Source organism: Novosphingobium sp. 17-62-19 (assembly GCF_002256775.1).
GTDB lineage: Bacteria > Pseudomonadota > Alphaproteobacteria > Sphingomonadales > Sphingomonadaceae > Novosphingobium.
Window position 1 is genome coordinate 18635 of the sequence record NZ_NCII01000008.1, and the last position, 20391, is coordinate 39025.

The 20391-nt window shown below is 59.9% G+C and carries 20 protein-coding genes; 11 read left to right on the top strand and 9 right to left on the bottom strand.

Features of this window, described 5'->3' with window-relative positions:
* The first annotated feature begins 63 nt into the window (after positions 1–63).
* On the top strand, positions 64–1203 hold the full coding sequence (locus B7X90_RS02330) for a peptidoglycan-binding domain-containing protein (protein ID WP_292621326.1): 1140 nt from the start codon (positions 64–66) through the stop codon (positions 1201–1203).
* A 26-nt stretch (positions 1204–1229) separates the two neighbouring features.
* Here B7X90_RS02330 and B7X90_RS02335 read toward each other — a convergent pair whose 3' ends face one another.
* The 7 genes from B7X90_RS02335 to B7X90_RS02365 form a co-directional block, all read right to left on the bottom strand.
* The gene (locus tag B7X90_RS02335) at positions 1230–2207 is read right to left on the bottom strand and encodes an MBL fold metallo-hydrolase (protein ID WP_292621327.1); all 978 of its coding nucleotides are present in this window, start codon (positions 2205–2207) and stop codon (positions 1230–1232) included.
* A 90-nt stretch (positions 2208–2297) separates the two neighbouring features.
* The gene (locus B7X90_RS02340) at positions 2298–2690 is read right to left on the bottom strand and encodes a type II toxin-antitoxin system death-on-curing family toxin (RefSeq protein WP_292621329.1); all 393 of its coding nucleotides are present in this window, start codon (positions 2688–2690) and stop codon (positions 2298–2300) included.
* A gap of 2 nt (positions 2691–2692) precedes the next feature.
* Entirely contained in the window at positions 2693–2920 is a 228-nt protein-coding gene (locus B7X90_RS02345; RefSeq protein ID WP_292621330.1) for an AbrB/MazE/SpoVT family DNA-binding domain-containing protein, read from the bottom strand.
* A 54-nt stretch (positions 2921–2974) separates the two neighbouring features.
* Positions 2975–4318, bottom strand: coding sequence for an aldehyde dehydrogenase family protein (locus B7X90_RS02350; protein WP_292621333.1), 1344 nt, complete (start codon positions 4316–4318; stop codon positions 2975–2977).
* 121 nt (positions 4319–4439) lie between these two features.
* Positions 4440–5714, bottom strand: coding sequence for a cyclopropane-fatty-acyl-phospholipid synthase family protein (locus B7X90_RS02355; protein WP_292621335.1), 1275 nt, complete (start codon positions 5712–5714; stop codon positions 4440–4442).
* A gap of 154 nt (positions 5715–5868) precedes the next feature.
* Complete coding sequence (locus B7X90_RS02360) at positions 5869–6246, bottom strand: glycine zipper 2TM domain-containing protein (protein ID WP_292621336.1); 378 nt, start codon at positions 6244–6246, stop codon at positions 5869–5871.
* Between the two features lie 229 nt (positions 6247–6475).
* Positions 6476–7951: a porin gene (locus tag B7X90_RS02365; protein WP_292621337.1), complete on the bottom strand. Its 1476-nt coding sequence runs from the start codon at positions 7949–7951 to the stop codon at positions 6476–6478.
* 311 nt (positions 7952–8262) lie between these two features.
* Here B7X90_RS02365 and lepA point away from each other — a divergent pair, with 311 nt between their 5' ends.
* Positions 8263–10080 (top strand): translation elongation factor 4, encoded by a 1818-nt coding sequence (gene lepA / locus B7X90_RS02370; RefSeq protein ID WP_292621340.1) that lies wholly within the window; start codon positions 8263–8265, stop codon positions 10078–10080.
* A gap of 60 nt (positions 10081–10140) precedes the next feature.
* On the opposite strand, the gene B7X90_RS02375 is transcribed toward lepA, so the two are convergent.
* A complete protein-coding gene (locus tag B7X90_RS02375) occupies positions 10141–11916 on the bottom strand; it encodes a DEAD/DEAH box helicase (RefSeq protein WP_292621342.1) in 1776 nt (591 codons plus the stop codon).
* A 252-nt stretch (positions 11917–12168) separates the two neighbouring features.
* On the opposite strand from B7X90_RS02375, the gene B7X90_RS02380 reads away from it, so the two are divergent.
* The 5 genes from B7X90_RS02380 to B7X90_RS02400 all read left to right on the top strand — a co-directional run bounded on the left by B7X90_RS02380 (position 12169) and on the right by B7X90_RS02400 (position 15826).
* Complete coding sequence (locus tag B7X90_RS02380) at positions 12169–13092, top strand: CmcJ/NvfI family oxidoreductase (RefSeq protein WP_292621344.1); 924 nt, start codon at positions 12169–12171, stop codon at positions 13090–13092.
* A gap of 58 nt (positions 13093–13150) precedes the next feature.
* Positions 13151–13639, top strand: coding sequence for a flavin reductase family protein (locus B7X90_RS02385; RefSeq protein WP_292621373.1), 489 nt, complete (start codon positions 13151–13153; stop codon positions 13637–13639).
* A 237-nt stretch (positions 13640–13876) separates the two neighbouring features.
* The gene (locus B7X90_RS02390; protein WP_292621345.1) at positions 13877–14572 is read left to right on the top strand and encodes a Crp/Fnr family transcriptional regulator; all 696 of its coding nucleotides are present in this window, start codon (positions 13877–13879) and stop codon (positions 14570–14572) included.
* 160 nt (positions 14573–14732) lie between these two features.
* Positions 14733–14939 (top strand): hypothetical protein, encoded by a 207-nt coding sequence (locus B7X90_RS02395; protein WP_292621347.1) that lies wholly within the window; start codon positions 14733–14735, stop codon positions 14937–14939.
* A complete protein-coding gene (locus B7X90_RS02400) occupies positions 14939–15826 on the top strand; it encodes a bestrophin family ion channel (RefSeq protein WP_292621349.1) in 888 nt (295 codons plus the stop codon). The genes B7X90_RS02395 and B7X90_RS02400 overlap by 1 nt, the downstream gene beginning before the upstream one ends.
* Before the next feature lie 121 nt (positions 15827–15947).
* Here the strand turns inward: B7X90_RS02400 and B7X90_RS02405 are convergent, their stop codons facing one another.
* Positions 15948–16637 carry an OmpW family outer membrane protein gene (locus B7X90_RS02405; RefSeq protein WP_292621351.1) on the bottom strand — a complete coding sequence of 230 codons (690 nt, stop codon included), beginning with the start codon at positions 16635–16637 and terminating at the stop codon, positions 15948–15950.
* A 235-nt stretch (positions 16638–16872) separates the two neighbouring features.
* Between B7X90_RS02405 and ccoN the strand changes: the two genes are divergently transcribed.
* Genes ccoN through ccoP form a run of 4 tightly spaced genes read left to right on the top strand, consistent with a single transcriptional unit; the run spans position 16873 to position 20383 of the window.
* A complete protein-coding gene (ccoN, locus tag B7X90_RS02410) occupies positions 16873–18522 on the top strand; it encodes a cytochrome-c oxidase, cbb3-type subunit I (protein WP_292621353.1) in 1650 nt (549 codons plus the stop codon).
* Between the two features lie 28 nt (positions 18523–18550).
* The gene (gene ccoO / locus B7X90_RS02415) at positions 18551–19300 is read left to right on the top strand and encodes a cytochrome-c oxidase, cbb3-type subunit II (protein WP_292621354.1); all 750 of its coding nucleotides are present in this window, start codon (positions 18551–18553) and stop codon (positions 19298–19300) included.
* On the top strand, positions 19297–19467 hold the full coding sequence (locus B7X90_RS02420; RefSeq protein ID WP_292621356.1) for a cbb3-type cytochrome c oxidase subunit 3: 171 nt from the start codon (positions 19297–19299) through the stop codon (positions 19465–19467). Before ccoO ends, B7X90_RS02420 begins: the two co-directional genes overlap by 4 nt.
* Positions 19460–20383, top strand: a complete 924-nt coding sequence (gene ccoP, locus B7X90_RS02425) for a cytochrome-c oxidase, cbb3-type subunit III (protein ID WP_292621358.1) — start codon at positions 19460–19462, stop codon at positions 20381–20383. Before B7X90_RS02420 ends, ccoP begins: the two co-directional genes overlap by 8 nt.
* Positions 20384–20391 lie beyond the last annotated feature (8 nt).

Below are 20391 nucleotides of genomic sequence, written 5' to 3' on the forward strand. Positions count from 1 at the left end.
TGAGATGCCTGTCGGTCCGGGGATGGCCTCGCGATCAGGAGGCCCCGTTCGGGGAAACAGCAAATGCCGATCAATTCAACGATCAGGATTATGGGCAGTGTGGGTGCGGGCGGGCGTAACACCGCGTCGGACGTCAAGACTGTTCAGCAGCGCCTCAATGATTTGATGCGGCCTCCGCGGGTGAAGCTTGCAGTTGACGGAGTTGTCGGCCCGAAGACCAAAGGGATGATCGGCGATTTTCAGAAGGTTGTGGTTGGCCTGCGTTCACCTGATTCGCGCGTTGACCCCAATGGCCGCACGCTGGCGGCGCTGAATACGGCCCAGTCTGAAAACATCTGGGCCGGGCAAAGCGTTGCGCCACCGCCAGCAGCAGGTACTCTGCCAGGTATGCCGGGCGCGGGGAACGGGACGGGCAAGGTCACCGGGCTTTCTCCGGTTGAACAGCAGCGGCTGGACACCTTGCGCGCGCAATTGAAGACACGGACCGACAGCGCTCCTGCGATCGATTTTCTGGCCTATATCGCCAGCAACGAAATTCAGACGCTGAAAATGATCCTGAATGCGCAAGGTGCCGCGCAGTATGCCGTAGAGGCGTTGATGGGGATCAAGAACGCCTTGAAGGTGGGGTTCACCTCGCGCGATATTGTCACTATCCTGACCAGCCGGGCCATCAGGCTTGATACGGCGCTGGAAATGATGCGGTCATGGGGCAGCGCCACCAAGGTGGTCAGCGTATTGAAATCCCTCGGCTCCATCGCTCTGGTGGTGCAGGTTCTGGCGACCGGCGCAGTGGTGATCGATCATTTCCGTGCAGGCCGTTTTGGTCCCGGCTTTTCCGAGATCTATGCCACAGCCATCGGCGCGGCAGTGCCATGGGGCGGGTTCCTGAACGCGATGCAGGAAATGCTCTATGCGGCAAATCCTGCTGCAGCGAGCGATCCGCGCTTTGGCACGGCATTCCGCTATCTGCTGGCGATTGACCCCATCGGCGCGGGCAAGACGGCTGTAGATACCGTGGCCACATTTACCGAGCTGGCGATGAAATCGCTGTTTGGTGGCAACATTCGCGGCAACGAAGTGGATGAGCTGATCGAGCGGATGCGTGCCAGCCCGATGAAGTTCTGGGTGGAGATCGGCGAAAGCTCGGGCAACTGGATGGGCGACCGTTTTGGCGACTGGTGGTATCGCAACGTTCTATCGTGAACGGCCGATCAGGGTGAGGGTGTTGGCTATTGGCCGAAATCCGGCAGTGGCTTGTCCTTGTACCACGCGGCCACTTTGCCAAGGTTCTCATGGTGTGCCTCACGATAGGCCCACCACATGCTGGCAATGCCGTCCGCTAGTGCTTCCGGGATGAAGCGTTCGATAGGTTGGGTGGCAAAGTCTGCATCGTGTGCGTGTTCGGCCATTCGGCGGATATAGGTGCGCGTCATGTCGATCAGGGCAGGGCTATAGCCGCCGCGCGCGATTATCGCCGGGTCGCCATGGTTGGGCAGGATGTGGGTGGCCCCCCATTGCTTCATGGTCGCCAGATTGCGGTACTGATCGGGCAGGGTTTGGGGCGCGGCAATGAAGGTGAGGGTGTCCTCCAGCGTGTCACCCGCCAACAGGAGCCGATCCTGCGGCAGGTAGGCAACCAAGCCATCGTCGGAATGGATATTCACGGGCCGAAGTTCGACAGCGTAGCGACCGACTGTGACGGTGATGGGCGCAGATATGGCAATGTCGGGCAGGTTGAGCGGCGCGATGGCGGGCAGGCCTTGGAGTGTGCCGTCTTCGATGGCTGCTTGGTGCTTCACCAGTTGGGCACGCGTCTTGTCGGTCGCGATGACGGTGCTGTCGGCGTAGACCGCGTTGCCGCCGATGTGATCGAGATGCCAGTGGCTGTTGGCGACAGTGAAATGGCGGACGCCGGCTTTCTCCAGCCAGTTGCGTACGAAGCGTGCCTGTTCGACGCTGGGGTAGGTGTCGTAAACCAGAGCCTCATCGCCATCGTGGACGGCAAAGGTGGCCACGCCAACATAGTTTGCACCATGATCGGCCCAGGTGGCCTTTGAAAGATCCACGCTGCCCTCGGCTGGCCTGCCATCATAGAAAGCGACAACGTGGTCGTTGATGCGCATGACGCGGATGTCAGGCTCTGCGGCAGATGCAGGACAGGTGACGACGAGCGCGAGCGTTGCGAGGTAAAGAAATCTGAATGTCACGCACGTCTCCGCTCTGGTGTGAGAGGACGCTAGGGGGTGTCGATGTAGGCCGAAATAAGCCGAACCACGCAACGCGTAGCGAAATTACGTTCAGCCCGCAGCTTTTATGTGGAGACGGAACCAGTCGGCGAGTTCGTCCTCGGTCAATTCTCCGGCTGCGAGGGCGAGTATGGCAACAACAACTTTTGCATCGCTGGCATCAAGGATATAGCCGTTCAGCACCAGAAATGTTTCCGCGATGACGGCTGCGGTTCGCTTGTTCCCGTCCACGAAAGGATGGTTGCGGGCGATACCCCATGCATAAGCAGCGGTCAGTGCGGCAACATCTGGTTCCTCATACTGCGCCAGATTCAGCGCGCGTGCCATCGCGCATTCAAGCAAGCCTTGATCGCGGACGCCATCTGGACCACCATGTTCGGCCAACTGCTCAGCGTGCGCCGCGCGCGCGACTTCGGGTATTACCCAGACCCAACTGTCCGCCATGGTTACTTGGCCAGTTCGCGCAACGCTTGCTTGCGGCGTGCCATTACTTCGCGTGCGGCAGCCATCTGCGCGTCAAAGTCAGGTTCTTCGGCGCGCAGTTCAATGCCGCCCGGCGTGGTGACGACCGAAAGCATCTCACCCACCGAGGCGTTAAGGTGGGCAAGCAGTTCCTTGGGAAGGACGATCCCGGCGGAGTTGCCGATCCTGGTTATCTTTACAGTCGCGTTCATACGTACGTTATAACGCAATTGTCCGTTTTGTGCAACTCCGCGTTCCAGAGCCGGTTACATATGCCGGTAGACCGCGCGTTCGTGGCTGAAGCACTTGAAGCCGAACACGCCATGGTAGCTGCCCATGCCGCTAGTGTTGACACCGCCGAACGGCAGGTTGTTCTCAAGATAGTGCGAGAATACGCCGTTGACCGTTACACCGCCCGAAGATGTGCGGGCCAGCACCTTCTCGACGTTGGCTTCGTCCTGACTATAGACATAGAGCGCCAGCGGTTTGTCGTGGGCCTCAATGTAGCCAATGGCCTGATCGAGCGTTTCGTAAGTCATCACCGGGATAACGGGCGCAAAGATCTCATCCTGAAGGATTGTCATTTGTGGAGTGACGTCGGTCAGCATGGTGGGGTGGACGGTCAGGTCGCCAGCCTCGAAGGTGCCACCTGCGGCAACGGTTGCGCCCTTTTCCACCGCGTCATCGAACATCGCCTTCACGCGGTTGAAGTTCGCCGCGTTGACGATCTGTGCGATGCTGTCCTTCTTGAGCGCGCCTGCCGCGTCATAGAGGTTCTTCTGCACATTGGCGCGGAAGCCTTCGACCAGCGCGGCCTTCTTGTCTTCCTTTACGAAGACATAGTCCGGGCTGATGCAGGCCTGCCCGCCGTTGAATTGCTTGGCAGCGGCAAGCTGCGCAGCAACCAGATCAATGTCGGCGCTGTCGTCTACGATTACGGGTGATTTGCCGCCCAGTTCCAGCGTCACGGTGGTGAGGTGCTTGGCAGCAGCGGCCATCACGATCTTGCCAACGCGCGGGGATCCGGTGAAGAAGATGTGGTTGAACGGCAGATCAAGCAGTGCCGTGGCGACCGAGACATCGCCTTCGAAAAGGGCCACGTCCTTTTCGTCAAAGGCTTCCTTGATGATGATCGCAGCGATCTTTGCCGTTGCAGGGCAGAGGTCGGTCAGCTTGACGATGCAGGTGTTGCCTGCCGCCACGGCAGCAGCGACCGGACCAAGCGCAAGGCCGAGCGGGAAATTCCACGGGCCGAGGATCAGGCACACACCCCGTGCTTCGTAGTTGATCTGGGCGCGGTCCGCCGGGTTCATCGAAGTCGCCACCTCTACCGGTGCCATCCACGCGTCGAGGTTGTCGATATTGCGCTGAACGTTGGCTGTAACGTTCATCACTTCCGTGACGCGGATTTCGCCGACGGGCTTGCGCGTATCTTCGAGCACTGCGGCGATGATGTCGTCGGCGTGGGTTTCCACCGCAGTCTTGAGCTTTGCAAGCTTTGCCTTGCGTTCAGCTGCGGACGAAGCCTTCGCTTCCCATTGGTGTGCTTGCTGCAATGCGAAGATGCGAGCGATTTCGGCGGAAAGGTCGGCGGCGGTGGGGGCTGTCATCGGTGTGGCATCCTGCAAAAGTTTGTTCGTTAGGTTAACTAACAAGTGCTGCATAGGATGGCAACGCCCGGACTTACGTGTCACCAGGGTTTTCGCAGGGCGAAACGGACACAGACCACTCCTATTCCGCTGCTTTGCGTTCCAGATGCCACTCTGGCGCTTCATCCAGCGCCGCCAGCCTCGCCCATTCCTGCTGCATGTAGTCGCGCGTCATTGGCAGGGAACTTCGGCGCTTTACGCTTTGGATATGGAAATTGACCATGCTGCCGTGGCGGAAGCTCTGTTCGGCTCCGGCAAGATAGAATTGCCACATGCGGAACAGGCGTTCATCATAAAGGGCGACAATTTCGTCGCGGTGCATCGTGGCACGGCGATACCATTCGGCCAGAGTGTAGGCGTAGTGGTATCGCAGCACCTCGACGTCGCCCACTTCCCAACCGTTGCGTTCAAGCGCAGAGACAAGCTCGCTCATTGCCGGGATATAGCCACCGGGGAAGATATACTTCCGCGTCCATTTGTCGGTGGTGCCGGGCGCACCCTTTCGGCCAATGGTGTGGGTCAGCATGATGCCGTCGGGATCGAGCAGGTCGTTCGTCTTGGCAAAATACTCGCCAAAATTGGGCGCGCCGACGTGTTCGATCATGCCGACGCTGGTTATGCGGTCGAACTGGCCTGTGACGTCGCGGTAGTCGATCAGCTGGAACTTGACCTTATCGGCTACGCCGGCGGCTTCGGCACGTTCGTTGGCGAACTTGACCTGATCGGGCGCGAGGGAAACCCCCAACACTTCGCAGCCATAGTGGCGATTGAGGTAAAGCCCCAGCCCGCCCCAGCCGCAGCCGATGTCGAGCACGCGCATCCCTGCGCTCTGGCCGGGGATCAGCCGCAGTTTGGCAGCAATCAGCGCCTTCTTGTCGACTTGCGCGCGCTCCAGCGAATTGGACGGATCGCGGAAATAGGCCATGGTATATTGCCGGTCTTCGTCGAGGAACAATTCGTAAAACTGGCGGGTCAGATCATAGTGGTGGACCACGTTCTTTGCGGCGCGTGCGCGTTCGTTGATCTGGTCTATTCTTGACAGCAGCTTGCTTGCCAGTTTGCGCAAACGGCCTTTGCGGTCAATCCCGCCTGCGCCGCTGGCATTGCCCATCACAAACAGCACAAAATCGCGGATGTCGTGCGGCGGTTCAACCACCATGCGCCCATCCATATAGGCTTCGCCGGCCCCCACGCGAGGGTCGCGCGCGATGTGCATGGCGGCTCCCTTGTCGGTGAAGCGGATGGTCAGCGGATCGGCGGACGGATCGCCATAAGTGTAGGCCTTTCCGTCATGGTCGATGATGTTCAGCCGCCCCTTGCGGATCAGCCGGGTGAGCATTTTGTCGAGCAACCACATATGCCGAATTTATGCCAAGTGCATTTTGTCGCAAGGGTTAATCGCTGAATTTTAGGGCATGAGTGCTTGACGAGGTGCGACAGAATTGATGGAAGAGGGCGAGGTCTTGCGACCCCACCCTTCGTTTGCGACCCGTTTTAGGGTGAGTTCCAGCTTATCGGCAGCGACCGCCGCTGCGCTCAATCTCACGGCCGAGAAGTGCGCCACCGGCAGCGCCGAGTAGCGTGCCCAGAGTACGGTCGCCCTGCGTATCAATGGTGCGGCCAAGCAGTGCGCCGCCCGCACCACCGATGATCAGGCCAGTCGTGCCGTTGTTGCGCTTGCAGTAATAGCGCCCGTCGTTGCCGCGCCAGACCTTGTCGTTGCGCGAGATGCGGCGGGGTTGGACGTAGCGTCCGCGGTTGTCATACATACGGTCACCCTTGACCTTGTGGTAACCGTGGGCCGGTGCGTGGCGCGGCGGATCGGCCATGGCTGGGGCGGCTGGAATGGCGATTGCGGCCAGCACGGCGGCAAGAATGGTTTTCTTCATGGGTTGCTCCCTTTGAAATCTGCAATCCGACATGCGGACTTGCCGACATGCGGACTTGATCGAACAACGCCGACCATTGTGGTGTGATCCCCAACGCCAGATGAACGATCCGCTGGACTGGCACATTCGCGATGAAGCGGTCCGTAGGGGCGACCAAGTGTTTGGGAGGAAATGAAACTATAGGAATTCCTGAAAACGCAAGCCTGTGCGTGTCTCTGATCTTTGCTCTTCAATAGTTCCATTGCACTTGTGCGCGGACTACATCGCCCTTTGCACGGCCAACCCGCCGTTCGTCGGCCTCCATACGGTCAACGGCAGCGTAGCTCAGCACGATTTCGAGTTCTTTCATCGGCTGCCATTCCACGCCCGCTTCGTATTGCTCGCCATCAAGGCGCGGGGCGTTGGTCGCAGCTTTCCACCCGCCGCGATACTTCTGCCAGCGCGCGAACGGAATGATCTGCCCGATACCGGTGTTCGGCATACGATACATCGTCATGATGTATCCGCCGGTGGACTCGCCCGACTTGATGGAGCTGCTCGGTGCATCCCAGACCGGTCCTTTACCCCACTTCCATTCTGCCTGGATGCCGAAGGGGCGCGGATAGATCATGGCGTGGATACCGACGTGGTTATCAGCAAATTCGGTGGCCGAAACACCGCCGCTGCGCACTTCGGGGCGGAACTTGTTAAGAATGCCCGATGCCCCAATTTCGGCAACCTGGCCCTCGAAGATGCCGCCAAGCCCGTCCAGCCTGATCGGCATGGTGGCGAGGGCTACAGTCATCAGGCCGCCATTGCGTTCGGTCCGATTGACCGACTGGCCGTTGAAAACGCCAAAGCCCAATGCGCCGTAGTTGCCGAACAGCTTTTGCTCATCCTTGGCCAGTTCGTTCCAGATCGCCTGAAATGCGGGCGGGGTGTAGTAGGCGACAGCACCGAGATCGCGCTCACCGGGGACCGGCTGGTTGATCGGGTCGGTGCGATCAAGCGGGACGCGGTTTTGCGAGCTTTGCATATTTTCCCAGCCGAAAGGTACTTTGGATTGCCCAAAGCGCAGGCGGAAGCTTTTCGCTTCATCGAGAAAAACATCGGCATATGCGTCTCGCATCTGGAAGTAGTGAAGGCGAGATTCACCGTTTGATTGATTGCTGGTAGATGTGGCTAAATCGCCCTGCATATAGAGCGACACCCGGTCGGAAATATCGCCCTGCACGACAAGACGGGCGCGGCGGATCGAGAAGTTGCCGTTATCGTTGATGCCGCCGTCCTGCACCGAGCGCACGCGTGCGACGCCGGAAGGAGCAGTTTTCGCGCCGCCGACGATCTCATTCATGCGCAGCTGTGTGTAGCCGCGAATTTGCAGCTTTTCGAACCAGCCCTTCTTCTTGGCCGTGGCAGGGGCCGCTGCTGCCACTTGGACCGCCTGAGGTGCAGAACCAGCCACGGATGGGGAGAGCGTAGAAGACGCAGGTGCAGTGATTGCGCTGCCTGTCGGCGCTGCAGCCAGTTGTGTCGTGCCTTGCTGCATTTCCTGCATCGCGCGCACCATTGCTTTCAGTTCATCAACCTGGCGCTGGAGATCGGCGATCTTCGCGTCCTGATCCAGCGGCGCGGACTGGGCCTGCGCAACGCCCGCTGCGCCAATAGTCGCCGCGCTAATGAACACAGTGGCTGCGAGTGCAGTCCTGAAAGCCTTGCCGTTCATTTTCCGAAAATCTCCACCGTGCCCCGAACTGTGCCGACGCCGCCGCTAGTCCTGTAAAATGACGGATATATGACAGTTGATTGACGCAATTCCGGGTCGAGGCAGGGTGCCATAGTAGTCAAATATATGAATTTAATAAAGAAATGTTTCGTTACAATCTTGTGATGATCGTCAAAAAGATGTCTTCTAATTGAAGAATTTCGTCGTTTCGGGCGTCGACGCAACTGCACCAGCGGCTGGCGTGACTCGCGCGCGATCACCTGCTAACGGCCCTGCGATGCGCATTGCACCGCTCCTTTTCAAAGACCGATATGACTGACCTTTCGCTGATCCGCAATTTTTCGATCATTGCCCATATCGACCATGGCAAGTCCACGCTGGCCGACCGCCTGATCCAGTACACGGGCGGACTGACCGCGCGCGAGATGTCCGAGCAAGTGCTCGACAATATGGACATCGAGAAGGAACGCGGGATCACGATCAAGGCGCAGACTGTGCGTCTGGAATATACCGGCAAGGACGGGCGCACCTATCAGCTGAACCTGATGGACACCCCGGGCCACGTCGACTTTGCTTATGAAGTGAGCCGCAGTCTTGCCGCGTGTGAGGGCGCGTTGCTGGTGGTCGATGCGGCGCAGGGTGTGGAAGCGCAGACGCTGGCCAACGTGTACCAGTCTATCGAACATGATCACGAGATCGTGCCGGTGATCAACAAGATCGATCTGCCCGCTGCCGAACCGGAAAAGGTCAAGGCCGAGATCGAGGACATCATCGGCATCGATGCCAGCAATGCGGTGATGACCAGCGCCAAGTCGGGCATCGGTATTGAGGAAGTGCTTGATGCCATTGTAGAGCGCATCCCACCGCCGGGCGGAGATCGCGACGCGCCGTTGACCGCGATGCTGGTCGATTCATGGTACGACCAGTACCTTGGCGTGGTCATCCTCGTGCGCGTGATCAACGGTGTGATCCGCAAGGGGCTGCAGGTCAAATTCATGGCGGGCGGGACCGAACATCTGATCGACCGCGTGGGCTGTATGCGCCCCAAGATCGATACGCTGGACGAACTCGGTCCGGGCGAAATCGGCTTCATCACGGCACAAATCAAGGAAGTGGCGCAGGCCCGCGTGGGTGACACGATCACCACGGTCAAGAACGGGTCGACCAAGGCACTGCCGGGCTTCAAGGAAGTGCAGCCAGTGGTGTTCTGCGGCATCTTCCCGGTCGACGCGGCCGAATTCGAAAAGCTGCGCGAGAGCATCAGCCGCCTGCGTCTGAACGACGCCAGTTTCAGTTTCGAAATGGAATCGAGCGCGGCGCTCGGCTTCGGGTTCCGCTGCGGGTTCCTCGGCCTGTTGCATCTGGAGATCATTCAGGAGCGCCTGAGCCGCGAGTATGACCTTGACCTCATCACCACCGCGCCGTCGGTGGTCTATCGCATCCAACTCAACAAGAGCCGGACCGATGATGCGCGCGAGATCATGCTGCACAACCCGGCTGACTATCCTGATCCAAGCCGCATTGCACAGATCGACGAGCCGTGGATCAAGGGCACGATCTATACCCCCGACGAATACCTGGGGTCGATCCTCAAGCTGTGTCAGGACCGGCGCGGTGTGCAGACCGGGCTGACCTATGTTGGCGGTCGTGCGCAGGTGACCTATGAATTGCCGCTCAACGAAGTGGTGTTCGATTTCTATGATCGCCTGAAGTCGATCAGCCGTGGCTATGCCAGCTTCGATTATGAACAGATTGGTCTGCGTGAGGGTGACCTTGTGAAGATGAGCATTCTCGTCAACAACGAACCCGTCGATGCGCTGTCGATGATTGTCCACCGCAGCGCTGCCGAAGCGCGCGGACGGCATATGTGCGAGCGCCTGAAAGACCTCATCCCGCGCCACCTGTTCAAGATCCCGGTGCAGGCTGCCATCGGTGGCAAGGTCGTAGCTCGCGAGACGATTGCAGCGATGCGCAAGGACGTGACCGCCAAGTGCTATGGTGGTGACATAAGCCGCAAGAAGAAGCTTCTGGAAAAGCAGAAGAAGGGCAAGGCGCGGATGCGCGAATACGGCAATGTCTCGATCCCGCAGGAAGCGTTCATCGCTGCGTTGCGGATGGGCGAGGAATAAAGCCCCGATCAGCGTTGGAAAACAAAACCCGCCGGATTGCTGTCCGGCGGGTTTTTCATGTCAGCGGGCGCCTTGTGGCCCCTTGCGATGCGGTTTGCCTTGCGGGCGAGCACCGGCGGGATGAGCGCGGTTCGGTGGGCGACGCTCGTCGCCGCCCGGGCCATGATTGCGGGGACCATTGTGGCGCGGGCCATCGTTGGACGTACGGCGATTGTCGCGCGCCACTTCGCGCGGACCATCGGGCGCTGCTTCGATGTGGATGCCGTTCTCGTCCTCACCCTTTGGATCGGCGGTGCGGCGCACGGCATCGGCAAACCGGTCTGCGATGGCGCGCGGCACCTGGAACCAAGTGTCGTTGGGCGTAATGCGGATCGCGCCGATTTCCTGACGCGAAACATGGCCACGGCGGCACAGCGTCGGCAGGATCCAGCGCGGATCGGCGTTCTGGCGGCGGCCCACATCCATGCGGAACCACACCACATCGTCAAAGCCGGGACGGTGCGCAGCTTGCTTGCGGCCATCATCGCTGCCGGAAAGCAGTTCTTCGGGCTGGGGCAGGGCAGCGCGATGGGCACGGACCAATGCGGCAGCGAGGTCTTCAGCACTGCGCTGTTCGAGCAGGGTGCGCGCGATTTCAAGATCGGATTCGTCGGCTTCGACAGGCGCAAGGATTGTTTCGAGCAGGCGCTCACGGTCCTGTGCGCGGATGGCTTCCGGCGTCGGCACTTCTGCCCATTCGGCGTTGATCCGCGCGCCGCGCAGCATCATTTCCACGCGGCGACGGCGCGGGAAGGGGACGATGAGCACCGCGGTGCCCTTCTTGCCCGCGCGCCCGGTGCGGCCTGAACGGTGCTGCAGCGTTTCGGCATCGCGCGGAATTTCCACGTGAACAACAAGGCTGAGCGAGGGCAGATCGATCCCGCGTGCAGCAACGTCAGTCGCCACGCAAACGCGAGCGCGGCGGTCACGCAGGGCTTGCAAGGCGTTGTTGCGTTCGGACTGGCTGTGCTCGCCCGAAAGCGCGACGGCGGTGAAGCCGCGCTCTATCAGAGTGGCGTGGAGGCGGCGCACGTTGTCACGCGTGGCGCAAAACAGCATCGCGGTTTCGGCTTCATGGAAGCGCAGCAGGTTGACCACGGCAGCTTCGATTTCGGCAGGGGCAACGGCGATTGCGCGATAGGCGATATCGCCATGTCCGCGATTTTCGCCCACGGTTGAGATGCGCAGCGCATCGCGCTGGTAACGCTTGGCAAGCGCCTCGATCGGCTTGGGCATGGTTGCCGAAAACAGCAGTGTGCGGCGGTTACCCGGCGTTGCGTCGAGCAGCTCTTCCAGATCTTCGCGGAAGCCCATGTCGAGCATTTCGTCAGCTTCATCCAGCACGACGCAGGCGAGAGCCGAAAGGTCGAGCGCGCCACGCTCATGGTGATCGCGCAGGCGGCCCGGCGTTCCAACCACGATATGCGCGCCCTGCTGCAGCATACGGCGTTCGCGCGACGGGTCCATGCCGCCGACGCAAGTGGCGATGCGGGCCTGGGTTGGCGCATAAAGCCACTGCAGTTCACGGCTGACCTGCAAGGCCAGTTCACGCGTGGGAGCGATTACCAGCGCCAGCGGGGCAGTGGCAAAAGGCAGGGCGCTTTCGTCGGTGATCAACTCATTCGCCATGGCCAGGCCGAACGCGACGGTTTTGCCCGAACCGGTCTGTGCCGAAACCACAAGGTCGCGGCCTTTGGCTTCAGGTTCGGATACAACGGTCTGGACCGGGGTCAGCGCGGTATAGCCATGCGCTTCGAGAGCCTGCGCAAGCGGGCTGGGGAGGTGTGCAAAAGTCATCGTCAAAATCGCCATTCCTGCCGGTTGCCCGGCATTTCGCAAAGTGTTGGGCCTATCGGCGGGATGCCGGGTCATTATCCCGGTCGAATCGCCTCAGCCCGTTCCCACACAGTGCACGGCGATACCTGTGCGGCGGCCCCTACACGCATTTGCGCGATTTGACATGCATTTCTTTCAAGAGTGCCACTTGATTAGGTATACTAACATATGTGATGATCCTTCCGGTCGGCAAAGAGCGACGTGGAGAGGCAAATGACCGAACTTGGGCAGGCTGGATCAATCGCTGAATTGGCAGAAGAAAATGCGCGCTGCGCACCTGCGCTGATCCGCTACCTTGGTCCTGACGAATACGTAACGCGCCGCTATGTTTCGCAAGGTGCAGAGATGAACACCGGCGACTATTTCGATTACGAATGCCAGGTGCGCGATGGAATGCCGATGCGCGATCATTTCTCGCTCGATACCCATGGCTTCATACTGGGCCACCACCGTTCGGCCATTGCCGACTTTCATGACAAGTCTGCGGTCAATGCGGCCTATCTGCAAGAAGTCGAGGCGCTGGTCACGCGCTTGTGCGGTGCCACGCGCACCGCCGCGCAAGGGTGGATGATCCGCACTTCGGCTGACCTTTCCGAGCGCGCAAAACAGAAGGTCGAAGGCTACCAGCACTCTGGCGGTATTCAGCCGCCCGCCGGAGAGGCCCACGTTGACTACAACGAGATCACAGGCCGACGCGCTGCCGAACGGATATACAAGGACCGGTTTCCCGACGGTCCCGGCTACAGCCGCTATATCTGCTTTTCGTTGTGGCGCACCTTTTCACCCGGCCCACAGGACTGGCCGCTGGCGGTGTGCGATGGACGTACTGTGAGCGATGAGGAAACTGCCTCCAACACGCTGTTCGTGGTCGATGAGTTTCCGGTCGGTGATGCCCTGACTGCGCCGGTCGAAGGCGAAGACGAGATGATCGCTGCAACCATTTTCCGCCAGCGTGACCGGCACCGCTGGTGGTATTTTTCCAATATGACTGCGCAAGACGTGCTGCTTTTCAAGTTTCAGGACAGCGATCATTCTGTTGCGTGGCGCTGCCCGCACACGGCATTTCATGACACCAGTCTGCCTGACACGAAAACCCGCGAAAGCATCGAAGTGCGCTGCATCGCGTACTTCGAATAGCCTTTCAACCCCTCGGGGACGGTTGACGCGCGCCGATTTTGCCGACAGTCAGGCGCGCATGATCGATCCACGTCATTTCCGCAACGTGTTGGGCACATGGCCGACCGGCGTCTGTGTCATTACCTCGGTAGATCCCGATGGGACTCGCCACGGTTTGGTCGTCGGCTCTTTCACGTCGATTTCTCTGGATCCTCCCCTGGTTGGCTTCTTCCCGGATAAAAGGTCGAGCACCTGGCCAAAGATCGCTGCCGGTGGCCGCTTCTGCGTGAATGTGTTGGCCGCCCAGCAACTCGATTTGTGCAAGCGCTTTGCAGCGCGTGCGGAAGACAAGTTTGCCGAACTCGCGCATGGTCATACGCCGTCGGGCCAGCCGCTGCTTGAAGATGCTATCGCCTGGATCGATTGCACGGTTGAGCGGGTTGAGGATATTGGCGATCATCTGCTCGTCGTCGGTGCAGTAGAAGCGCTTGACCGGAACGAGCATGGCACCCCGTTGCTGTTTTTTCGGGGCCAGTACCACGATGTGACGAATTTGCCTGAAGTTTGAAAAAGCACTGACCCTGCAAAATAGTCACGCCGTTTTGATATCGGTCAACGCGATGCTGCAATGCAGCGCCTAGGAATGATTTCGACGAAGCGGCCCGGTGCCTGAACAGCACCATCCCCGCTCCGGCGATTTCTCCCCAACTTGGGCGGCCCGATTTTCGCGCCGCCCAATTTTTTGCCGACAAAGCTGGTGGTTTCGCCGATTGCCGGTGAAGTGCAGGGGTGATAACGCATTTGCATGACCTCCTGCGAAACCTGTGTCGTCCGTAATCGGGCAATTTGTGCCGGCCTTGATGATCGCGAAATCGCCACGCTCAACGCGATCGGGCGTCGGCGCACTGTCACGGCAGGGGAATCGTTGATCTGGGAAGATGATGATTCGCTGCTCGTCGCCAACGTGATCGACGGCGTGCTGAAACTTACCACCAGCACCGAGGATGGTCGCGAGCAGATCGTGGGGGTTGCCTATCCGTCGGATTTCATCGGCCGTCCCTTCGGACAGACCAGCAGTGCCAGCGTGGTGGCACTCACCGATGCACGGGTCTGCGTGTTCTCTCGCAACGATTTTGACCGGTTTGCCCGCGAGCACCCTGAACTTGAGCACAAGTTGCTTGAGCGCACGCTAGCCGAGCTTGACCGTACCCGGTCCTGGATGATGTTGCTCGGGCGCAAGAACGCTTCGGAAAAGATCGCAACTTTCCTGCTCGAAATGTCTGACCGTTTGGCAGAATCCGGCTGTACCCCAGCCTTCGGCCCGGCCAAGCGCTTCTCGCTTCCCTTTTCGCGCCAGCAGGTTGCCGATGTTCTTGGCCTCACGATCGAGACTGTGAGCCGTCAGTTCACCAAGCTGAAAAACGAAGGGGTGGTAGAACTGCCTTCGCGCCGCGAAGTGGAAATCCTTGATCGTGGCGCGCTAAAGGCGCTGGCAGGCTGAGGCCTTTCTGATCCCGGCCTTGTGGCCATCGATGAAAAGCATCAAAAAATAGCCGTATTTCCGATGTTTGCAGTAAGACACACTTTCTAACGGAAACTCCTGTTTCCTCACGCATTGCCGCTTCCGTGTTCGCATCTGCGAGAATGGAGGGCAGAAATCAATGCAACCCGATCCTTGGAACTCTGATACCGAACGTTTTGGCAGGCTTCGTGCCAGTTTTTGGATATTGGTCTTCGGCATCGCAGTAATGGGCTATCTTATGGCTATCGGTCACCCTGACTGGTTCGTTCTGCGTCCGGTATCTTCCGCGTCTGCAGCCATGTCGCAAGCTGCTGATCAACCTGCCGTTGAACGCAGGGACAACTGATGATCACAAGGCCAGTCCCTTCGTTCAAGACTATTGTTCGCGAGGTATGGAAGCCGCTCACGTTGCTGTTTGTGTGGGACGTGATCGTCACCGTTGTCTATTTTGTGCTACCGTTTAGGGCACCGCAATTGCCGCTGACCCTGTTTGGTTCGGTCGTGGCGCTATTCCTCGGTTTTCGCAGCAACTCGGCTTATCAGCGCTGGTGGGAAGGGCGCGGGCTTTGGGGACTGATGATCAACGCCAGTCGAAATCTGGCCAGAGCCACGCGAAACTTCCTGCCAGACCCTGAGGCTGCTGACCTCAAGCGGGCGGTTGTTTTTCGCCAGATTGCTTACGTGAATGCGCTGCGGTGCCAATTGCGTCGCCAGCCGCTGGACGAAGCGACTCTTGAATACGTCGCAAAAGCCGACGCTCAGATCGCAATTGACCGGGCAAATCCTGCCAATGGGCTGCTCGACGGCGCAGGGCGCAAGATTGCCGACGCACATCGAGCTGGGCTGATCGACACGGTTCAGCAAAGCGCAATGGAAAGCATCCTGGTCGACATGGCCAACGCGCAGGGCGGGATGGAGCGGCTCAAGAACACGCCGCTGCCCAATCACTTCCGCTTCTTTCCGATGCTGTTCGTGCATGTATTTTGCGTCCTCCTGCCATTCGGGCTGGTGGAGACGCTGGGATTTGCAACGCCGCTTGGCTCAACGCTTGCCGGCTTGATGTTTCTCGCGGTGCTGGCCATCGGCGATGATCTGGTCGACCCTTTCGCCAACAGTGTTCACGATCTGCCGCTGTGCGCGATGTGCCGAACGATTGAAATTGATTTGCTGCAGTCTGTCGGGGTCGAAGCCCCAAAACCGCTGACCGCCGACGGGAAGGGCATTCTGTGGTAAAAAAGATGCGGGCAGGAGAGCGGCGAGGTGATCCCAGAACCTCGTCGTCTCCTGCCCGCTATCCCCGGGTCCATGGTGCGTGGGGGCACACGGACCGGTTGGGGATTTCGTCAGAGCGCGATCAGAACCTGAATGCCAGGCCTGCGCTCAGTACCCACGGGTCAAGCGTGTGCTTGGTGGTCAGCACTTCTGCATTGCCCGCATAAAAATGCGCGGTGGTGTCCATGAAGTACTTCTTTGCATCGAGGCTCAGCCCCATGCCCTTGTCGTTCAATGGAATGTCGATGCCAGCCTGAAGCGCAAAGCCCAGTTCGTTGGACATCTTCACCTTGGTCACGCCCAGTGGGGTGACGCTTGCACCAGGCTTTTCGCCAAGGACCAGAAACAGCGATGGACCTGCGCCGATATAGGGCTTGATTCCGCCTTCAAGCGGCAGGTGATACTTCAACGTCACCGTGGCGGGCAGGATCATAACGTGATCGACGATGTTGGTGGCGGGTGCCAGAGTGCCGGTCCCGCTCACACCATGCGTGGTAAAGCAGCAGATCGTCTCGACTGACACGTTCGGCGTGGCAAAATATTCAACGGCCAGGGTCGGCACATAGTTGTCGTTCGCCTTGGTATTTGCACCGACGGTGAGGCCAAGTGGGTCGTTCTTCACTTCCACGATCTTGCCATCGGGCAGTACGGCGGTGCCAAGCACCTTGACCTGCAACTTGCCATCCGACGAACCAGCCATAGCCTGTGCCGGCGCCAGCAGCGCGACAGCGGCGGCGAAAGCAGGGATGGCGGCGGTGATCAGCTTCTTCATTGCTCTTGTCCTGCACCACGGCTGGCCAACCCCTCGTTGGCCCAAGATCGTTCCGTGGCTTGAACAGCCTGATGCACCGCAGCGAATCAGCCGACATTGACAGAGCGCAAAAATCAGAAATCGGCGGCTGCGACCGAAGTAAACGTGCCGAATTCCGATAATTGATCCGGGTCAATGTTCCTTCCCCCGTGCGGGTGCAGCGCGGCATCAACATCACTCATGGAAGGAAGGCTCCATGGTTACGGCACTATCGCGCTCAAGCCTCTGGCTTGTGTCGCTCCTAATCGCCGTCGTCGCCTGCGCCGCAGCCGTCGACACGGGTTTCGCAATCCACATGTTCATCGTGGCACTGGCCTGCATCATCGGGCTGATCGTCACCTTGCGCGGTGTGGACCTGTCGAAAGCCATACTCGCACCTGATCAGGGCCGTTATGACGATGATCCGATCCGCTGGGGCGTGATCACGACCGTTTTCTGGGGCATGGCCGGGTTCCTGGCAGGTCTGTTCATCGCCTTGCAGCTTGCGCTGCCGGTGCTGAATCTGGGCTTTGAATGGACCGCATTCGGCCGGGTGCGCCCATTGCACACCTCTGCGGTCATCTTCGCTTTCGGAGGCAACGCGCTGATCGCCACGTCGTTTTACGTCGTGCAGCGCACTTGCCGGGCGAGGCTGGCCTTCCCCGGCCTCGCCCGTTTCGTGTTCTGGGGCTACCAGCTGTTCATCGTGCTGGCGGCAACCGGCTATCTGCTCGGTATCACGCAGGGCAAGGAATATGCCGAACCGGAATGGTATGTCGACCTGTGGTTGACGATCGTATGGGTCGCTTATCTCGCGGTCTTCGTCGGCACCATCGTCAAGCGCACTGAACCGCACATCTATGTGGCGAACTGGTTCTACCTTTCGTTCATCATTACTGTGGCGATGCTCCACATCGTCAACAACCTGAACTGGCCGGTCAGCTTTGTCGGCAGCCGCAGCTATCCCATCTTTGCAGGCGTTCAAGGTGCACTGGTGCAGTGGTGGTATGGCCATAACGCCGTCGGCTTCTTCCTGACCGCTGGCTTCCTGGCGATGATGTACTACTTCGTGCCCAAGCAGGCAGAGCGTCCGATCTTCTCCTATCGCCTGTCGATCATCCACTTCTGGGCGTTGATCTTCCTCTACATCTGGGCGGGTCCGCACCACCTTCACTACACCGCGCTGCCCGATTGGGCGCAGACGCTGGGCATGGTCTTCTCTGTCATGCTGTGGATGCCCAGCTGGGGCGGCATGATCAACGGTCTGATGACGCTCAACGGCGCATGGGACAAGGTTCGCACCGATCCGATCATCCGCATGATGGTGATGGCGCTGGCCTTCTACGGCATGAGCACGTTCGAAGGCCCGATGATGTCGATCAAGTCGGTCAACAGCCTGTCGCACTATACCGACTGGACCATTGGCCACGTGCACTCCGGCGCACTGGGCTGGAACGGGATGATCACCTTCGCGTCGATCTACTACCTCGTGCCGCGCCTGTGGAACCAACCGCGCCTCTACAGCCTGCGCATGGTCAACTGGCACTTCTGGCTCGCAACCGTGGGCATCGTTTTCTACGCCGCCTCGATGTGGGTTGCGGGGATCACGCAGGGCCTGATGTGGCGCGAATATGGCGCCGACGGGTATCTGGTTAACAGCTTCGTCGAAACCGTCGCCGCGCTGAAGCCGATGTTCTTCCTGCGCGCCTTCGGTGGGCTGCTCTACCTGGCCGGTGCCGTGGTGATGACCGTCAACGTATGGCGCACCATTCTTGGCCACCAGCGCGCGGAAGCTCCGATGAGCGACGCGCCCTACGATCCCGAAAAGGACCGCCCCGTCGTCGCTGCCGCCCCGGCCGCAGCCTGATCCCGACGCCAAGGCAAGGAACAATCCCATGACCACCATCGTGGAAAAACACAAGAAACTGGAGCGCAACGTCACGCTTCTCGGGTTGGCGGCCTTTGCAGCTGTCACCGTCGGCGGGATCGTGGAAATCGCCCCCCTGTTCTGGATCGACAACACGATCGAGAAGGTGGACGGAATGCGCCCCTACACCCCGCTCGAACAGGCTGGGCGCGACATCTACGTCCGCGAAGGCTGCTACACATGCCACAGCCAGATGATCCGCCCCTTCCGGGATGAGGTCGAGCGCTATGGTCACTACAGCCTCGCCGCGGAATCGATGTACGACCATCCTTTCCAGTGGGGATCGAAGCGCACCGGGCCAGACCTTGCCCGCGTGGGCAATCGCTACTCTGACGAATGGCACGTGCAGCACTTGAAAGATCCGCGCGCTGTGGTGCCGGAATCGATCATGCCGACATACGCCCACCTTGCCGAGCACGACCTCGACAAGGGCGATATGACCGCCACGCTGCGCACGCTTTATCAGATCGGCGTCCCCTATTCGCAGGACGACATCGCCAAGGCCAACGACGACCTGAAGACTCAGGCCGATCCGAACGCCGACGCGACTGATCTGCAGAAGCGCTATCCCAAGGCGCAGGCGCGCGACTTTGACGGCGATCCCAAGCGGCTGACCGAGATGGACGCGCTGGTCGCCTATCTCCAGATGATGGGCACGCTCGTCGATGTGAACGCCCCTGCTGCGCAGGAAGCCCTTGCCAAGGAGAAGGGCCGATGAGCGCGCACTCCACTTACGACATGCTGCGGCACCTCGCCGACAGCTGGGGCCTCCTTCTGATGACGGCGATTTTCGTGGGGCTGAGCGCGTGGCCATTCCGGCCCGGCGCAAAACAGCTCAACCGCGAAGCCGCGACTTCGATCTTCAAGGATGAAAGCGATGTCTAAACAGCGCATCGACGACGCAACTGGCGTCGAAACTGTCGGCCACGAGTGGGACGGCATTGAGGAACTCAACAATCCGTTGCCGCGCTGGTGGCTGTGGAGCTTTTATGCCTGCATCATCTTTTCGATCGGCTATTGCGTTGCCTATCCGGCCTGGCCTCTGATTGACAAGGCCACTGCGGGCACCCTCGGCTGGACCAGCCGAGGCCAGCTTGATGGCGAGATGAAGGCTGAAACCGCCCGCCGGGCAGGCCTGATGGCCGAACTTGGCAGTGCTTCGATCGAACAGATTGCCGCTGACCCCAAGCTGCGCCGCGCCGCGATTGATGGCGGTCGTGCTGCGTTCAAGGTGAACTGCATCCAGTGCCACGGCAATGGCGCAGCAGGCAGCGCAGGCTATCCGAACCTCAACGACGACGACTGGCTGTGGGGCGGGGATGTCTCTGCGGTCCACCAATCGCTCGTCAACGGCATTCGCCAGCCGGGTGATGACGCCACCCGCATGAGCCAGATGCCGTCCTTTGGTCGCGACGGTATTCTCAATGCGGCGCAAGTGCAGGACGTGGTCAGTCACGTGCGCGTGCTGGCAGGCGAGGAGAAGCCCGGCGCATCGGCCCAGCGTGGAGCGCAGCTCTACACCGACAACTGCACCGTCTGCCACGGCGCAGCGGGCGAGGGCAATCGCATGGTTGGTGCGCCCCGTCTCAACGATGCGATCTGGCTCTACGGTGGCAGCCGCGCGGCGTTGACGCAGTCCATCACCAACGCACGCTACGGCGTGATGCCATCGTGGGGCAACCGCCTCGACCCGGTCACGGTGAAGATGCTTGCCACTTATGTCCATTCGCTGGGCGGCGGTGAGGAAGCGCCAGCGGCAGTGCCTGATGAGGCAGCGGCCCCTGCTGCCGCCACCAACTAAACACTATC

Excerpts from the sequence above, each read along its gene's own strand:
- B7X90_RS02330 (WP_292621326.1), top strand. The coding sequence starts at position 64 with ATGCCGATCAATTCAACGATCAGGATTATGGGCAGTGTGGGTGCGGGC.
- B7X90_RS02390 (WP_292621345.1), top strand. The coding sequence starts at position 13,877 with ATGACCTCCTGCGAAACCTGTGTCGTCCGTAATCGGGCAATTTGTGCC.
- B7X90_RS02360 (WP_292621336.1), bottom strand. The coding sequence starts at position 6,246 with ATGAAGAAAACCATTCTTGCCGCCGTGCTGGCCGCAATCGCCATTCCA.
- B7X90_RS02375 (WP_292621342.1), bottom strand. The coding sequence starts at position 11,916 with ATGACTTTTGCACACCTCCCCAGCCCGCTTGCGCAGGCTCTCGAAGCG.
- lepA (WP_292621340.1), top strand. The coding sequence starts at position 8,263 with ATGACTGACCTTTCGCTGATCCGCAATTTTTCGATCATTGCCCATATC.
- B7X90_RS02405 (WP_292621351.1), bottom strand. The coding sequence starts at position 16,637 with ATGAAGAAGCTGATCACCGCCGCCATCCCTGCTTTCGCCGCCGCTGTC.
- B7X90_RS02385 (WP_292621373.1), top strand. The coding sequence starts at position 13,151 with ATGATCGATCCACGTCATTTCCGCAACGTGTTGGGCACATGGCCGACC.
- B7X90_RS02395 (WP_292621347.1), top strand. The coding sequence starts at position 14,733 with ATGCAACCCGATCCTTGGAACTCTGATACCGAACGTTTTGGCAGGCTT.
- B7X90_RS02350 (WP_292621333.1), bottom strand. The coding sequence starts at position 4,318 with ATGACAGCCCCCACCGCCGCCGACCTTTCCGCCGAAATCGCTCGCATC.
- B7X90_RS02400 (WP_292621349.1), top strand. The coding sequence starts at position 14,939 with ATGATCACAAGGCCAGTCCCTTCGTTCAAGACTATTGTTCGCGAGGTA.
- B7X90_RS02420 (WP_292621356.1), top strand. The coding sequence starts at position 19,297 with ATGAGCGCGCACTCCACTTACGACATGCTGCGGCACCTCGCCGACAGC.
- B7X90_RS02345 (WP_292621330.1), bottom strand. The coding sequence starts at position 2,920 with ATGAACGCGACTGTAAAGATAACCAGGATCGGCAACTCCGCCGGGATC.
- B7X90_RS02365 (WP_292621337.1), bottom strand. The coding sequence starts at position 7,951 with ATGAACGGCAAGGCTTTCAGGACTGCACTCGCAGCCACTGTGTTCATT.
- B7X90_RS02380 (WP_292621344.1), top strand. The coding sequence starts at position 12,169 with ATGACCGAACTTGGGCAGGCTGGATCAATCGCTGAATTGGCAGAAGAA.
- ccoP (WP_292621358.1), top strand. The coding sequence starts at position 19,460 with ATGTCTAAACAGCGCATCGACGACGCAACTGGCGTCGAAACTGTCGGC.
- B7X90_RS02355 (WP_292621335.1), bottom strand. The coding sequence starts at position 5,714 with ATGTGGTTGCTCGACAAAATGCTCACCCGGCTGATCCGCAAGGGGCGG.
- ccoO (WP_292621354.1), top strand. The coding sequence starts at position 18,551 with ATGACCACCATCGTGGAAAAACACAAGAAACTGGAGCGCAACGTCACG.
- B7X90_RS02340 (WP_292621329.1), bottom strand. The coding sequence starts at position 2,690 with ATGGCGGACAGTTGGGTCTGGGTAATACCCGAAGTCGCGCGCGCGGCG.
- ccoN (WP_292621353.1), top strand. The coding sequence starts at position 16,873 with ATGGTTACGGCACTATCGCGCTCAAGCCTCTGGCTTGTGTCGCTCCTA.